The following is a 14,761-nucleotide window of genomic DNA, read 5'->3' on the forward strand; positions in this document are numbered from 1 at the left end:
ACATCACGATTCAATGACGCCGCCGCAGGTAGATAACGACCTGGCGGCGGCGGGTGTCATCGATCACGTCGGCCGAAAAACGGCCGTAAATCGGTCTTGACGACTAGCGAATTCGATAAAGCCTGCGCGCGTTGGCGGCGGTGATGTCGGCGAGTTCCTGCGGGTCCTGTTCGCGTGCCTCAGCGAGCGCGCGCACGGTATAGGGCAGGCAGTACGACTCGTTCGGCGCGCCGCGATAGGGATGCGGCGTCAAAAAGGGCGCGTCGGTTTCGACCAAGATCTGATCGTCGGGCACGAGTTTCGCGGCTTCGCGCAGCTCATGGGAGTTTTTGAAACTGACCGTTCCTGAGAAGCTCAGCACGTACCCCTCGGCGACGCACGCTTCGGCCATCGTCGCGTCCGAGGAGAAGCAGTGGAAGATCACCGTGTCGGGCGCGCCTTCGTCGAGCAGCACGGTGAGTAGGTCGTGGTCGGCTTCGCGATTGTGGATCATCAGCGGTTTGCGGACGCGTTTGGCGAGGTCGATGTGCCAGCGGAAGCCGTCGATTTGGGTTTCGATGTCGGCGCAACCGTCGAGTTTGCCGGGCCAGTAGTAGTCGAGGCCAGTTTCGCCGATCGCGACAACGCGCGGGTCGGTCGCGAGGTATTCGAGTTCGGCTTTGGCCTTGTCGTCGAGGGCGTTCGCGCGGGTTGGGTGCAGCGCGACGGCCGCGTAGACGCGGTCGTCCCAGTTGGCCGCCCGCACGGCGAACTGCGCTGCGGCGAGGTCGTCGGCGATGGTGACCACCTGTCCAACGCCCGCCTGGTTCGCGCGGTCGAGAATCGCGCTCACCGATGCGGCATCGGTCGCGCCGCACGCGTCAAGGTGGGTATGCGCGTCGATCAGCGGTGCGAGCGGCGTCGGAAGGGGCGGAGCCGGACGATTTGTGTTTGCCACGCCGATTACAGTAGTTCGCATCATGAGCGAGCGAAGCGAGCGATCAATGGGCACAGCCGCATCTGCGGTCACGACTGCGCCGAGCGCCAGCGAGGGGCAGTTGTGAGCGCATCCTCTGACGGCGCTGAGGCGCCCGCCTTCTACATCACGACCGCCATCGCGTACCCCAACGGTGCGCCGCATATCGGGCACGCGTACGAGTACATCTCGACCGACGCGCTTGCTCGATTCAAGCGACTCGACGGCTACGACGTGTTCTTCATGACGGGCACCGACGAGCACGGCCAAAAGATGCAGCAGACCGCCGCGAACGAAGGCATTCCCGTCGCCGAACTCGCCGCGCGCAACTCGGCGGTGTTCGAGGCGATGGACAAGGCGCTCGACATCTCACACGACCGCTTCATCCGCACCACCGACGAAGACCACAAGGCCGCGTCGGTCGCGCTGTGGAACCGGATGCTCGAAGCGGGCGACATCTACCTGGGCAACTACTCGGGTTGGTATTCAGTGCGCGACGAGGCGTTCTACACCGACGAGGAAACCACCGTCCTCGCCGACGGCACCCGGGTTTCGACCGACACCCAAACCCCGGTCACCTGGACCGAGGAGTCGAACTACTTCTTCAAGCTCTCGGCTTACCAGGACAAGCTGCTCGAACTGTTTGAGTCGCAGCCCGACTTCATCGCGCCCGCGACGCGACGCAATGAGATCGTCAGCTACGTCAAGGCTGGGCTGAAGGATCTGTCGATCTCGCGCACCACGTTCGACTGGGGTGTTCCGGTGCCCGGCGAGCCCGATCACGTGATGTACGTGTGGGTCGACGCGCTCACCAACTACCTCACCGGCGCTGGCTTCCCGGACACCGATTCCGAACAGTTCGCCAAGTTTTGGCCCGCTGATGTGCACATCATTGGCAAGGACATCACGCGCTTCCACGCCGTGTACTGGCCCGCGTTCCTGATGTCGGCCGGGATCGAATTGCCGAAACGGGTTTTCGTGCATGGCTTCCTGTACAACAACGGCGAGAAGATTTCGAAGTCGACGGGCAATATCGTTGACCCGCTTGAGTTGGCGGAGACGTTCGGCCTTGATCAGCTGCGCTTCTTCCTGCTGCGCGAGATCTCCTACGGCCAGGATGGCAACTACAACAACGACGCCATCATCGGTCGCATCAACGCCGACCTCGCCAACGAATTCGGCAACCTGGTCCAGCGCAGTTTGACGATGGTCAATAAGAACTGCGACGCGAAGGTGCCGACGCCGGGCGAGTTCACCGCCGACGACCAGGCTTTGCTCGACCGCGCGTACGGCCTGCTCGACCGGGTTCGCGCTGATTTCGACGCCCAGCAGCTGCATTTGGCGTTGGAAGCGATCTGGCTGACCCTCGGCGAAACCAACCGTTACTTCTCCGCCAACGCACCGTGGGCCCTGCGTAAGTCGGGCACGCCCGAAGACCTTGCCCGCATGGCCACGGTGCTCTACGTGACGTTGGAAGTGGTTCGCGTTGTTGCGATCCTGACCCAGCCGGTCATGCCGTCGTCGTCGGCGAAGATCCTCGACCTGCTCGGCACCAAGGCAACCACCTTCGCCGACATCCCGACCCCGTTGGTCGCGGGCACCGATCTTCCTGCACCGGAACCGGTTTTCCCGCGCTACGTGGTTCCTAAGGACTGAGCGTCTGAATAACGAAGCGGCGCACGATCATTCGTGCGCCGCTTTTTTATTCGGCTGAACGCGCCGCCAAAACCGCGTCGTACAGGTCGTTTCGGGATGTCCCGTTGGCATTCGCCACGTGGGCGGATGCGTCTTTCAAGCGCATTCCCTTTTCGACAAGGTCCTCAACCTCGCCAACCAGGTCGGCGGGGTCGGCCGAAACCGGTTGCGCGCCTTCGAGAACCACGGTGATCTCGCCACGCGCGCCTTCGACGGCCCATTCAGCCAGTTCGGCCAACGTGCCGCGCTTGATTTCCTCGTATGTCTTGGTGAGTTCGCGGCAGACCGCAGCGCGACGGTTCGGCCCCAAAACGGTGACGGCGTCGGCCAAGCAGTCAGCAAGGCGATGCGGTGCTTCAAAGAAAACGGCAGCGCGTGGCTCAGTTGCCAAGGTGCGCAACCACTCTCGACGTTGGCCGCCCTTACGCGGGGCGAAACCGTCGAAGCAGAAACGTTCAACCGGCAGGCCGGACAGGGCCAATGCCGTCGTGACGGCCGACGGGCCGGGCAGGCACGTGACCGGCAGGTCGCGTTCCACCGCAGCGGCCACCAAGCGATAGCCGGGGTCACTCACTGACGGCATACCAGCGTCGGTCACCAACAGTACGGTTTTACCCTCGGCAAGATCATCAAGCAAACCGGGCAGACGCGCCGCCTCGACGTGGTCGTAGAAGCTGACCACTTTCCCGGTGATCTCGACGCCGAGCGCCTTCGCCAGCGACCGGGTGCGCCGCGTGTCTTCCGCCGCGACAACGTCGGCTGAACCGAGCGCGTCGCGCAGTCGTTGCGACGCGTCGCCGATCTCGCCCATGGGTGTAGCCGCCAAGACCAACATCGCACTATTGTGTCAGGCGGTCGAACCAGGGGGTGACAGTGTCGGGCGAGCGAGAGATGCCGCATTCCACCGCCTACGATCGGGGCGTGATCCCGGTGACCGAAACGCGCCCGCAGCGTCGGCTGGTCTCCCCTGCCCCGCTGCGCCCCAGCCCTGATTTCGGCCCTGCTGACCGAGCGCGCGGCTGGCTCGTCACCGCCGTCATCACCGCGATCGCCGCTGTCACGCGCTTCATGATGCTCAACTACCCAACCGACGCGCGCACGCCTGTTTTCGACGAAAAGCATTACGCGCCGCAGGCGTGGCAGATGGTGACCGGCGGCTGGATCGAAGACAACCCCGGCTACGGGCTTGTTGTGCATCCGCCGATCGGCAAGGTGTTCATCGCGTTCAGCGAGGCGATTTTCGGTTACAACGCCTGGGGTTGGCGAGCCAGCGCGGCGTTGGCGGGCACGATTCTTGTGCTGATCGTGGTGCGCATCGTGCGTCGCATGGCCCGCTCAACGCTCATCGGCGCGTTCGCTGGCCTGCTGCTGATCTGCGACGGCCTGACGTTCGTCTCGTCGCGCATCGGCATGCTCGATATCTTCATGGCGTTGCTCGTCACGGCCGCCTTCGGCTGTTTGATCGTCGACCGCGACCAGGTGCGCGAACGACTCGCGCGCGCCGACGCCGCAGGCCGCACCGCGCTTTCGCAATGGGGACCGCGACTTGGCGTGCGCTGGTGGCGCTTCGGCGCTGGCGTGCTGCTCGGTTTGGCGTGTGGAACTAAGTGGTCTGGCCTGTACTACATCGTGTTTTTCGGCTTGATGAGCGTGGCATTCGACGTGAGCGCGCGCAGGACTTACGGCGTGAAACGGCCGTGGGTCGGCACGTTCGTGCGCGACGTCGGGCCCGCGCTGTACGCGCTGGTTGTGATCCCGATCCTGGTCTATTTGGGCAGCTACTGGGCCTGGTTCGCCAGCGAGGACGGCGTTTATCGCTACTCGGTGGGTCGCACGATCGGTACCGGCGGCACCTTCTCGTTCCTGCCCGACGCGCTGCGTTCGCTCTGGTACTACCAAAGCGAGACGCTGGCCTTCCACTCCAGTCTCACCAACTCAGCGGGCAACCATCACCCGTGGGAATCGAAGCCGTGGACGTGGCCGATGGGCCTGCGCCCGATGCTTTACTACTACGCCGACGGCGCGAGTGGCTGTTCACAAGCGCAATGTGTGAAAGCCGTAATGGCCATCGGCACCCCCGCGATCTGGTGGCTCGCGTTCCCCGCGTTGGGCTGGATGCTGTGGCGTTCGGTCGTTCGCCACGACTGGCGGTACGCGGCGATCCTGGTCGGCTACGGCGCTGGGCTGCTGCCGTGGTTCCTGACCCTCGACCGGCAGATGTACTTCTTCTACGCCGTCGTCCTCGCGCCATTCCTTGTGATGGGCATCGCGCTGATTCTCGGCGACATCCTCGGCCCAGCGCGCCCACCTGGCGTTCCACGCGGCCCGAATGGCGCGTATCTGCCAGCGCCGGTGAACGAGCGCTACGCCCTCGGCCTGCTCATCGTGAGCATCTACCTTGGTCTCGTTGTCGCCAACTTCGTGTGGCTGTGGCCGATCCTGACCGGCCAGGCGATCACGCCAGGCAACTGGCAAGACCATCTCTGGCTGCCGAGCTGGCGTTAAAGCGCGGCGCGCACCAGCTCAACCGCGGTTTCGTCGTCGATGCCGAGATGGCGTGTCGTCACGAGATAGGCCGATGCCGCGCGCGCCGCGATGTCGCGGGTGGGGTCGCCCGTTGACGCGATGAATGAACCCTGCCGTCCGCGCGTTTCGAGCACACCGTCGGCTTCGAGCTCCCGATACGCCCGCGCGACCGTGTTCGGCGCGATCCCCAGCTGCGCGGCCAAGGCGCGCACGGTCGGAATCTTCGTGCCAGCGGTGAGCGTGCCCGCCCTGACCTGCACAATCACCGCCATCCGCAGTTGCTCATACGGCGGCTGAGTCGAGCCTGCCGACAACTCAACGTGGAACATCACACCTCATCTCTGGCTAGCGGGCACGACATACAGCGAGGTCCGCCGCGGCCGGAACCCAATTCCGAGCCGCTGATCGTGACAACCTCAATGCCCGCGTCGGCTAGCCGCGCGTTGGTCATCTCATTGCGTTCATAAGCGACGACGACGCCCGGCGCAAGGGCGAGCGTGTTGTTGCCGTCGTCCCACTGCTCGCGTTCGGCGGCCGGTCCGTCGCGGCCGGTGTCGATGACGCGCAGCTCGTCGATGCCCATCGCTTTCGCCGCGGCGGGGAGGAACGGTTCGGGTCCGGTGATGCTGAGCGACGTGCGGTCGAAGCGCCCGTCGAAGCCTTCTGGTCGGCGAATCGTGAACGCTTGCAAGCTGTCTCGCACACCCGGGTACATCACGACAGCGTCGGTGTCGACCATCGTGCATACCGTGTCCAGGTGCATTGTCGCGCGGTTCTGCGCGATCGGCACAACGAGCACCGTGTGAGCGAGTCCATCGTCAAAGAGACTGCGCGCCAACGCTTCCGCGCCCGCCGGTCGCGTTCGCTCGCCAACGCCAACGGCCACAACGCCTGGCGAAAGCAGCAACACGTCGCCGCCTTCGATGGGCGCGGTATGGGATTCGTATGCGCGACGCACCCCTAAAAAGCGAGGATGGAAGGCATACACCAAATCGGTAAGTGAGGTTTCGCGACTGCGAGCGGGCAGCGCGAGGGAGGTAATGGCGACTTTGGGCCCGATCCACACCGAAGAATCGCGAGTGAAAAGCAGGTTGGGCAGGGGGTCAATCACAAAGTCACCGCCGTGGTGCATCCTGCGTACCAGCGAGGTGGAGTCGGGCCCGAACGGCAGCTCGTCGAAGGTCATGCCTGCCATCAGCACGTCGGCGAGGTCGGCGGCGGGAATCTTGCGCAGTTCGGCGGCGAGTTGGTCGGCCAGATCGTGGCCAAGTCGACGGGCATCGACGGCGGCGGCAATACCTTGAATGCGCGCGGCACCGCTTGCCGTCAAGGTTTCGGTGAGCAGATCGGCAAGCAACAGCACTTCAACGCCGCGCGCGGTAAGCACGTCGGCGAACGCGTCGTGCTCGGCTTGGGCGCGTTCGACCCACGGGATGGCGTCGAAGAGCAGCTGATCGTTGTTGCGCGGGGTGAGGCGGCGCAACTCGTCGCCGGGGCGGTGCAGCAACACCGTGCGCAACGCGCCGACTTCGGAGGTGACGGCAGGGCGTGTTCCCATGCGAGAACCGTAGTGGTTATTCACAGATTTTCCCGTTCAGCCGCCATCCAGGCAAAACCTCAAGTATTATTTAGGTTCACGCGGGAGGAGCGAAGATGACGGCGGCCGACTGGCAAACTAAGGAGCTGACCCCCGGGCAGCTTTCCGAGCGTAGTGGAGTTGCAGTCTCCGCGTTGCACTTCTACGAACGCGAAGGTCTCATAACGAGTCGTCGAACGAGTGGCAATCAACGCCGCTACTCGCGCGAGACGCTGCGCCGCGTCGCGTTCATCCGCATCTCCCAGCGAGTTGGCATCCCGCTCAGCGAGATTCGCGGTGCGCTGGAACGTCTGCCCGAAGGTCGAACACCTACCCGCCGCGATTGGGAAACCCTGTCGTCGGTGTGGCGGACTGAGCTCGATGAGCGCATCACGCAACTGATTCGCTTGCGCGACAACCTGACTGGGTGCATCGGCTGCGGCTGTCTGTCGCTCGGGTCATGCAAATTGGTGAACGAGCACGACCGCTTGGGTGCCGAGGGTCCGGGTGCGCGCGTGCTTGACGTGCATTTGAACGGAACGCCACGCGCGCCGGGATGTGAACCGACGCTCACCGGGGCGACGGTGTGCGAGGCGGTTGCGGAGTAGGACCTAGCGGCCAAGTACCGCGAGCATCCCCTCGACCGCGCGCGGCCAGGTGAACTGTTCCGCGCGGGTCCGTGCCGCGCGACGTCGGCCAATAGTCGGCATGGCGAGCACGTCGGTGACGGCCTGCGCGAAGGCACGCGGACGGTCGGCGGCGATCGCGCCGCATTCGGCCGTGACGATGTCGGCCAGCGCGGACGACCGGCTCGCCACCACCGGCGTCCCCGCGGCAAGCGCTTCCAACGCGGCAAGCCCGAACGTCTCGTGCGGGCCGGGCGCCAGCGAAACATCCGCGGTGGCAAGCAGTTTCGCGACCATCGCCCGGTCGCTAATGAACCCCGTGAAATGCACAGCGGGCATCCCACCTGGCAGCGTCGGCAACGTCTTCGCGCGACGTTCCAAGGCATCGCGACGCGGCCCGTCACCGGCGACAACAAGCCGCGTCGGCATCCCCGCCCGCGACAGCGCGCCCACCGCCTCGATGCTGCGATCGACCCGCTTCTCCACCGACAACCTGCCGCAGTGCACAAGCAGCGGATACCCGTCGACGCCAAGGTCAGCGCGCAGTTCGGTGTCGCGTTGACGTGGACTGAACAGGTCGAGGTCAACGCCGAGCGGGACAAGTTCCACGTTGCCAGCGCCGATGCGTTCGAACTCCGCGCGCGCGAATTCCGTTGTGCAGACGACCATGTCGTAGTCGGTCGCGGTCCGACGATTGGCGATGTCAGCACAGTGCCGCGCCGCGGGTCGCGGGAGGAATTGGCCAAGCAGCCGGTCGAGGCGTTCGTGCGAAATCATCACGCTGGTCACGCCACGTCGAGAGGCCCATCGACCGAATCCGCGAAGCGTCAGTCGGTCGGAAACCTCAAGCACGTCCGGCGCGAGCCCACGCAAAGCGTCGGCAACGCGACGAGGGTCCGCCGCGCGATAACCGCCGGTCCAGGGAATCGACAAAGCGGGCAAAGTAATTCGCAGCGCGCCGCTGGGCAGTACTTCCTCTGACCGACGTGCCCCCGGCACGATCAGCACCACCTCATGCCCGGCCGCGACGTATCCCTCGCCGAGGTGATGCAGCGCCGTACGCAGCCCACCTGAGCGCGGGCCGTAAAAGTTGGCGAGCTGCACGATGCGCACTTCCCGATCGTTTCCCCGTCCGGGTTACCGACGGAACCAGCACGGACAACGCGACGTGAACAGCGGCGAAAGACCCGACTAACCAGCCTGACTCGACCACACCCGCAACAGCCCATGCCCCGACGTCGTCGCCGCCAACTCGGCCTCGGCAACCATCACATCGCCCGCGCCGAAGCGCACCCGCAGCGCGAGGCGGTGCACCGCGCCGGGCCGGTCGACCAGCTCAGCGCAGGCAGCGCGCAATTCGGCGAGGTCGTCGGGGTCGACCCACGGTCGCTCGACCGCCCACCGATCCAACGGCGGTGGCGGTTCGCCAGCCCACTCGTAAATCAGCGCCGACGACAACTCGACCAGCCCAACCCCAACACCACTGGTCTGCGAAACCGCGCGCAGCATCACGATGTCAGGGTCGGGCAGCGGATCTGGCTGTGTCCGTTCAGGAATGGCGTGCATCAGTGCGGTGACCCGCTGTTGAGCGGGCACCGCACGCGTGACCATCTGAAAGTGGCGGACCACGTCATCGTCGCCACGCATGTCGACCTCGCCCTGCCACCGCGCGCCGTCGACCAGTCTCGTCGCCACCGCCAAGTACTCGACGCGCCCGTCGAAGCGGACCATCCTGCCGAACGCATCGGGCGGCGTGCGCACCACTTCGACTAGCTCGGGTTCCCGCGCGAAGACAAGCTCTTCTAAACCTGGTCCGTGGTAAGCCAATTCGGAGTTCGCCTGCCAATCCCAGGCCGCAACCTGACGACGCGGCGGGACGACATCGTCAGTGCCGCACCACACTTCGACGCCGTGTACGTCGCCGAACGCGCAGATCACCGGTACCGCAAGTACCAGCGCCTTATCAGTTTCGATCCGCACCTGTTCGCCCGTTCTGCGGCAGCGCTGCACGGCATCGACCAAGGCGGCGCAGGTACGCGGACCAAATTCGCGCCGCCACCGACTGACCGGCAACCATTCTTTGGGGTCGGCTCCGGTCGCGACAAGCGTTGGCGCGAGATCCTCAACGAGGGTCTCTACCAGCATCCACTCACGGGCTGGCATGTCCTCGTCAGCTCGGCGCCACGCCACGACCCGCGCGCGGCAGGTCTAAGTCGAGCGGAATCCGACCTTCACGCAACTGCACTTCTACATCGGCGGCGGGCATGGGCCGCGCGATCAAAAAGCCTTGTGCGCGATAACAACCAAGCCCGACGAGCGTGCGCGCGGCCATCGCCGTCTCAACGCCCTCGCCGACCACACCAAGTCCGAACGACCCGGCCAACCCGATGATGGACTTCACGATCGCGAGGTCGTCGTTGCTGTCGCCGAGACTCTGCACGAATCCACGGTCGATTTTCACCGCGTCGACGGGCAGCGCTTTGAGGTGGGAAAGCGAGCTGTAGCCGGTGCCGAAGTCGTCGATGGCGATCTGCACGCCCATCCGTTTGAGCCCACGCAAGGTGAGCCGCGTGCGCACAAGGTCTTGCACGACAACATGTTCGGTGATTTCCAAGCAGATCGAACTGCCGTCAATACCGAACAGGTGAAGCACGTCTTCAATGCGCTCAACGAAATCGGCACTCACCAACTGCACCGGCGACACGTTGATCCGCATCACCACGTTCGACGCCAGCCCGCGTTGCCGCCACTCCGCGAATTGCGAACAGGCAGAACGGATTACCCAGCGACCAAGTTCGCCAGCGAGGTTGGTTGCTTCGGCGACCGAGACGAACGCACCGGGCGGCAGCAATCCGCGCGTCGGATGTTGCCAGCGCACAAGGGCTTCCAGCGCGACGATGCGACCGGTGCGCAGGTCGACCTCGGGCTGGTAGTGCAGCACGAGCGAACCGTCGGAAACCGCACTGCGCAAGTTCAATTCGACGTCATCTTGCAGTTCGAACTGCGCGCGCATGGCATCGGTGAAGACCGCGACCCCGTTGCCGCCACCGGATTTCGCGGAAAGCAGGGCGTGGTCTGCGCGACGCAGCACGTCGGAGACCGACGTCTGCCCTGGAATGCCAAGGGCAACACCAACACTCACCCCACGGCTCACCGACTCTTGCCCGACCGAAACGCGACGGCCGATGAATTGCTGAATGCGCGTCGCCTCAAGTTCGGCGGCGACGGCGTCCATCGGGGCAGCGGGGACAATCACGAACTCGTCGCCACCAAGGCGGGCGATCATGTCGTTGGGCTCAAGGTTGGTTTCGAGCCTGCGTGCGAGGGTTTGAATGAAGTTGTCGCCGGCGCTGTGGCCGAGGAAATCGTTGAGCGCTTTGAGCCGATCAAGGTCGAGGAAGAACGTCGCGACCGGTCCCGGCTTGCCCGCTTCGAGCCGACGTTCCATGTATTCCAGCAGCGCGCGACGGTTAGCTAGGCTGGTGAGGTCGTCGTGCAGAGCGATGTAGCGCAGCTTCTCTTCGGCAACGACACGGGCCTGGAGCTGGGCAAACAGTGCCGCGATGGCCTTGAGAACATTGAGTTCGCGACTGGTCCACACCCGGTCGCCCATCTTGACGAAGCCGAGCACACCGGTCGATTCCCCTCGCGAAACCAGCGGAACGCACGCCATCGCCACTTCAGGAATGCCCGACGATTTGCGGATGGTCTCCTGGTAGTCGGCGCTGTCAGTATCTGGACGCACGACCAACGGCTCGGTGGCGTATTCCAACGCGCGAAACACCGAATCAGCGGTTTCGAACTCGACGACAGCCAGCGGATCGGGGTCGGGAATGTCTTCCCGTGGCGGCCACTCGGCGACCAGCACGGTGGCGCGCCGCTCCCGATCGGTGTGGCGCAGGTAGCTGACATCAACATCGAAATGTTCAACCAACGCGGCGAGCACCCGCTGCGTAGCAGCGACCATCGTCGTCGCGTCGACGCCCATCAACTCGGAGGCAACCGAGGTCACCAATGAGTCGAGCGTCTGCCGAGGCACCATTTCTCCGATCCGCGCTATCCGTCGTTCCTACCGCCGGGCACTCAACCGTCGACTGCGAACGCTCGCGACGGCGGCGTAGCTCAGTCGAAGAACCAAGGCCACATTCTGATCCGCATCGAACCCGAGTACGTCTGCGAAACTCCTTTGACTGTCGCCAAGTGTATCCGCGAATTCGGAAGAAATGATGGGCAAATCGGTCGGGTCGGCGTAGAGGAACACCGGCGACACCGGTTGGACGGCGAGCCCAAGCGACTCCGCACGCAGCCACACTCGCTCGACCGCGGCGCCCGCGTGGGCGTAATCAACCAGGTCGGGACGCTCGCCGGAACGCGCGGTGACGCCGATCGCGACGAGCGCCGAACTCGCGCGCACCCGGTCGCGGGTGGCTTCGCCAAGCGCGTTGCCAGCGCCCCACTGGCGAAGGTGGGCCATGACGTCGCTTCGTCGACCGACGCGCAGCTTCGCTAGCTCGTCGGGAGCCAGCTCGAATGACCGCACGTCGATGCCGGTGCTCGCGTCTTCACCTAGCCAGCGCAGTTCGGTGTAGAGCTGCTCGTGCAGGCGCGGCGTGAGGTAGCGGACGCGGTCGCTTTCGCCGAGGAGCACGGCGGCACGGTCGATCGCTTGTCGCGCGGTAATCGCGTAAAGGGGCTGGTCACCAGCTGCTTTTGCGAGCTCGGGGAGCACGTCGGCCGGGAGGTCTTGGTGCGTGCCGAGGTGTCGGTTTGTGGTGCGTGCGAGTGCGCGTGGGTAGTCGGCGGCCAATGCCTCGTCCGCGCCGGGTGCCCAGCGGATGGTCGCGGTGAGTCGATGCGGGCCGTCAGTGGTGAAGACCGGTTCGCCGACCAGGCCAAACGCGGCTGCGGCGGCGCGCGCGTTATGCAGCGCGGCACCGACGGCGACCGCGCTGCCACGCAACCGCACGTCCATGTCGGTGGTGCGCGATGGGTCGAGTTCGATGTGGAAGGCGTCGTCGGTGGCCGTGATAGTCCACGGTTGCGCGTTGCCGCCCGAGGGGGCGCGGTTCGCGCAGGCGACGATGGCCGTTGGCGCGTCGGCGACGGCCGTGCTGTCGACTACCTCGTCATTCACGAAGGCGAGTTCGACACTGTCGGTTTCGATGTTGGGTTCGACGACGTGATCGAGCACGGCGTCCAGGTCGACGCGCGTTCGACCTGAACTCAGCTTCTGCCCGAGCCCGATGCGCCGGACCGCCGAGGTGACAAGTGCCGCGCCCAACTGCACGTCACTGCCCAATTGCGGCCAGGTGGTGATGGTTTCGTCGATTTCGGCGAGGCTCGCCGCCATGCGCGCTGACAGTTGCTCAGGATCGAGAATGCGCATCACATGCGGGGCCTTTTCGCGGGTGCTCAGGTCGGCGAGCATAGCGCCGGTTGTCGCGCCGAGCAGGCCGTGGAACGGTTCGCGCGTTGGTTCAAGATCGAAGCGCTCGATGTCGATGAGGCCGCGGTCGGTTGTTTCCATCACCAGCGGCAGCGCGTGCCTTCGGGCAGCTTCGCGGACGGCGAACTTGATGTCGAGCGAATCGCATTCCTCAACAACAAGATCCAGGTCAGCGACAAATTCATCGACGGTGTCCGCGCTGACGCCCTCCGACCAAATCTCAACGGGGAGATAGGGATCGAGCTCGGCGATCCTGCGCGCGGTGACAACACACTTGTTGAGTCCAACGTCGAACAACCCGCCGGGCACGCGGTTGAGGTTCGACAGCTCGATGTCGTCGAAATCCGCCAATCGCAAACGGCCACAGACACTTTCCAGTGCCAGCGTGTAGGCGATCGAGTGCCCCACGCTTTGCCCAACAACACCAATGGTTCGGCTCGCGAGGCGCTGCTGTTCGGCCGCGGTGAGTTTGTTGCGGTTGCGGTCGGAGCGAATAGCTTGGAATTGGGTACGGCCGACGATCGCGACAACGGCGCGGCGCCACGGGTAGTAGACCCAGCGGTCGGCGGCGGGATCGTCGTCCGGCGCGCCGACAAGTCGGGCGAGTTCGGCCCGCATTCCCGGCCGGAGGTCGGTGCTGGTGACGCCAGGGCTGGCCAACAGGCGCCGCAACATCGCCGCATCGTCGACCTGAGCCGGATCGAGCACTACCGCGTGCGCGCTATCTGGTGCTGCTTCGCCCTCACGCACTGGCCACGCCCCACTGTTGTCCAACTCGGGGCGCGCGACGGTGAACCCGCCGCAACCAATCGCCGGTGCACGCCGATCCCACAGCCATCGCGTTCCTACTCCGTGCGCCACGCCTGCGCGTGGCCACCGACCTTGCCGATACCGACTGGTGAAGTATCCGCCATCAGCGGGGTTTAGGCCAGAGCAGTGGCTACTTTTCCGGAAACATTCCGGCGGAGGTGAAATAACCGCAGGTCAGAATAGGTAAGAGCAGGCGAACGCAATTCATCCCGACCGATCGGTACTTAACCAGCTAACTGCTAGCTATCTGCCGAAATCGAGACGAACAGCTCGACCGATTCGCGCCCATGCCAGACCTCGATCTCCTCGCGGAACGCGCGTGCGATCTCGCCCGACATCGTCGCGTCGTCGACCTGAGCCCACACGTCTTCGACCGGGTCGTGGTAGTCGCCATTAGGCACAAAGCGCGCGTACAGCCCGCGAGGCACCCGAACAAGCAGGTCGCCGACCGGCGCGAGTTCGGGACGATCGAACTCGCGCGCGATCAACGCGGTCCAATTACCGGCCGAATCGGGCACGTAGACGGTGTGCAGCGGGCCGTCGCCAGCGTCGTCGCGGTCGGTGAGCCGATCTTTGAGGAACTCGATGAGCTCGCTGTTGCTGACCTTGAAACTCGGGTGCACCTTCGGCACAACAAGACCCGCGTACAGCGCGGCATCGCGCACCACGATCGAATAGCTCATCGCGCGTCGACCGCCAGGTACAGATCGATTTTGTAGGCGTGCGGGTAGCACTCGAAGTCGCCAGTGAAGGTGCGCTTGATCTGGCCGTGTTCCTCGGCGTAGGCGATCTGCGTCCACAAATCAGTCATCACCTGCGGGAAGTTGCCGATCGAAGAAAAGCGCGCGAAGGTGCCCTTGGGCAGCCGGGCAGCGAGATGGCCGCGCGTGACCTCGTCGAGCGAGGCGCACTGGTAGCCAACGATCTGGGTGTTGTACGTGCCGAGTTCAGTGCTGTAGTCGGTGTACACGCTGGCAAGGGGGCCAGCTAGTTCCTGATGCAGGACCGCCGACCACGCCGCTTCGAGGTCGCGATCACGCAACTCGCCAAGCGCCCGTCGCGGGCTGCGGACGGGAAGGCCGGCCACCCAGGTTTCGTCTCGCTCGACGATCTCGAACTGCATAACG

13 protein-coding genes are annotated in these 14,761 nt (G+C 64.8%); 3 read left to right on the forward strand and 10 right to left on the reverse strand.

Annotated features, from left to right (window positions below; all coding sequences use genetic code 11):
• Positions 1-103 precede the first annotated feature (103 nt).
• A complete protein-coding gene (locus IEX78_RS10255) occupies positions 104-958 on the reverse strand; it encodes a TatD family hydrolase (protein WP_188828682.1) in 855 nt (284 codons plus the stop codon).
• An 81-nt stretch (positions 959-1,039) separates the two neighbouring features.
• Between IEX78_RS10255 and metG the strand changes: the two genes are divergently transcribed.
• Positions 1,040-2,611, forward strand: coding sequence for a methionine--tRNA ligase (gene metG, locus IEX78_RS10260; RefSeq protein ID WP_188828683.1), 1,572 nt, complete (start codon positions 1,040-1,042; stop codon positions 2,609-2,611).
• Between the two features lie 46 nt (positions 2,612-2,657).
• Here the strand turns inward: metG and rsmI are convergent, their stop codons facing one another.
• Positions 2,658-3,485 (reverse strand): 16S rRNA (cytidine(1402)-2'-O)-methyltransferase, encoded by an 828-nt coding sequence (gene rsmI / locus IEX78_RS10265; RefSeq protein WP_188828684.1) that lies wholly within the window; start codon positions 3,483-3,485, stop codon positions 2,658-2,660.
• 86 nt (positions 3,486-3,571) lie between these two features.
• Here rsmI and IEX78_RS10270 point away from each other — a divergent pair, with 86 nt between their 5' ends.
• Positions 3,572-5,155 carry a dolichyl-phosphate-mannose--protein mannosyltransferase gene (locus IEX78_RS10270; protein WP_373291557.1) on the forward strand — a complete coding sequence of 528 codons (1,584 nt, stop codon included), beginning with the start codon at positions 3,572-3,574 and terminating at the stop codon, positions 5,153-5,155.
• On the opposite strand, the gene IEX78_RS10275 is transcribed toward IEX78_RS10270, so the two are convergent.
• Positions 5,152-5,505, reverse strand: a complete 354-nt coding sequence (locus IEX78_RS10275; protein ID WP_188828685.1) for a GntR family transcriptional regulator — start codon at positions 5,503-5,505, stop codon at positions 5,152-5,154. The genes IEX78_RS10270 and IEX78_RS10275 overlap by 4 nt on opposite strands.
• Positions 5,505-6,734, reverse strand: coding sequence for an arginine deiminase (gene arcA, locus IEX78_RS10280; RefSeq protein ID WP_188828686.1), 1,230 nt, complete (start codon positions 6,732-6,734; stop codon positions 5,505-5,507). Before arcA ends, IEX78_RS10275 begins: the two co-directional genes overlap by 1 nt.
• Positions 6,735-6,829: 95 nt before the next feature.
• Between arcA and soxR the strand changes: the two genes are divergently transcribed.
• Positions 6,830-7,360 carry a redox-sensitive transcriptional activator SoxR gene (gene soxR / locus IEX78_RS10285; protein WP_188828687.1) on the forward strand — a complete coding sequence of 177 codons (531 nt, stop codon included), beginning with the start codon at positions 6,830-6,832 and terminating at the stop codon, positions 7,358-7,360.
• Between the two features lie 3 nt (positions 7,361-7,363).
• Here soxR and IEX78_RS10290 read toward each other — a convergent pair whose 3' ends face one another.
• The 6 genes from IEX78_RS10290 to IEX78_RS10315 all read right to left on the reverse strand — a co-directional run bounded on the left by IEX78_RS10290 (position 7,364) and on the right by IEX78_RS10315 (position 14,757).
• Positions 7,364-8,491 (reverse strand): glycosyltransferase, encoded by a 1,128-nt coding sequence (locus IEX78_RS10290; RefSeq protein WP_188828688.1) that lies wholly within the window; start codon positions 8,489-8,491, stop codon positions 7,364-7,366.
• A gap of 78 nt (positions 8,492-8,569) precedes the next feature.
• Entirely contained in the window at positions 8,570-9,541 is a 972-nt protein-coding gene (locus IEX78_RS10295; protein ID WP_188828689.1) for a GAF domain-containing protein, read from the reverse strand.
• 7 nt (positions 9,542-9,548) lie between these two features.
• Positions 9,549-11,420, reverse strand: coding sequence for a putative bifunctional diguanylate cyclase/phosphodiesterase (locus IEX78_RS10300; protein ID WP_188828690.1), 1,872 nt, complete (start codon positions 11,418-11,420; stop codon positions 9,549-9,551).
• 27 nt (positions 11,421-11,447) lie between these two features.
• Positions 11,448-13,574, reverse strand: coding sequence for an Rv1355c family protein (locus IEX78_RS10305; RefSeq protein ID WP_188829502.1), 2,127 nt, complete (start codon positions 13,572-13,574; stop codon positions 11,448-11,450).
• Positions 13,575-13,873: 299 nt separating this feature from the next.
• Entirely contained in the window at positions 13,874-14,317 is a 444-nt protein-coding gene (locus tag IEX78_RS10310; protein ID WP_188828691.1) for an AraC family transcriptional regulator, read from the reverse strand.
• Positions 14,314-14,757, reverse strand: a complete 444-nt coding sequence (locus IEX78_RS10315; protein ID WP_188828692.1) for a GyrI-like domain-containing protein — start codon at positions 14,755-14,757, stop codon at positions 14,314-14,316. The genes IEX78_RS10310 and IEX78_RS10315 overlap by 4 nt, the downstream gene beginning before the upstream one ends.
• Positions 14,758-14,761 lie beyond the last annotated feature (4 nt).

Origin of the sequence: Nocardia camponoti, assembly GCF_014646135.1 — a bacterium.
GTDB classification, from domain to species: Bacteria; Actinomycetota; Actinomycetes; order Mycobacteriales; family Mycobacteriaceae; genus Nocardia; species Nocardia camponoti.

What these genes read in the sequence shown, in the direction of transcription:
- IEX78_RS10255 (WP_188828682.1), bottom strand. Translation starts at nt 958, where the DNA reads ATGCGAACTACTGTAATCGGCGTGGCAAACACAAATCGTCCGGCTCCG.
- rsmI (WP_188828684.1), bottom strand. Translation starts at nt 3,485, where the DNA reads ATGTTGGTCTTGGCGGCTACACCCATGGGCGAGATCGGCGACGCGTCG.
- IEX78_RS10275 (WP_188828685.1), bottom strand. Translation starts at nt 5,505, where the DNA reads ATGTTCCACGTTGAGTTGTCGGCAGGCTCGACTCAGCCGCCGTATGAG.
- arcA (WP_188828686.1), bottom strand. Translation starts at nt 6,734, where the DNA reads ATGGGAACACGCCCTGCCGTCACCTCCGAAGTCGGCGCGTTGCGCACG.
- soxR (WP_188828687.1), top strand. Translation starts at nt 6,830, where the DNA reads ATGACGGCGGCCGACTGGCAAACTAAGGAGCTGACCCCCGGGCAGCTT.
- IEX78_RS10295 (WP_188828689.1), bottom strand. Translation starts at nt 9,541, where the DNA reads ATGCCAGCCCGTGAGTGGATGCTGGTAGAGACCCTCGTTGAGGATCTC.
- IEX78_RS10300 (WP_188828690.1), bottom strand. Translation starts at nt 11,420, where the DNA reads ATGGTGCCTCGGCAGACGCTCGACTCATTGGTGACCTCGGTTGCCTCC.
- IEX78_RS10310 (WP_188828691.1), bottom strand. Translation starts at nt 14,317, where the DNA reads ATGAGCTATTCGATCGTGGTGCGCGATGCCGCGCTGTACGCGGGTCTT.
- IEX78_RS10315 (WP_188828692.1), bottom strand. Translation starts at nt 14,757, where the DNA reads ATGCAGTTCGAGATCGTCGAGCGAGACGAAACCTGGGTGGCCGGCCTT.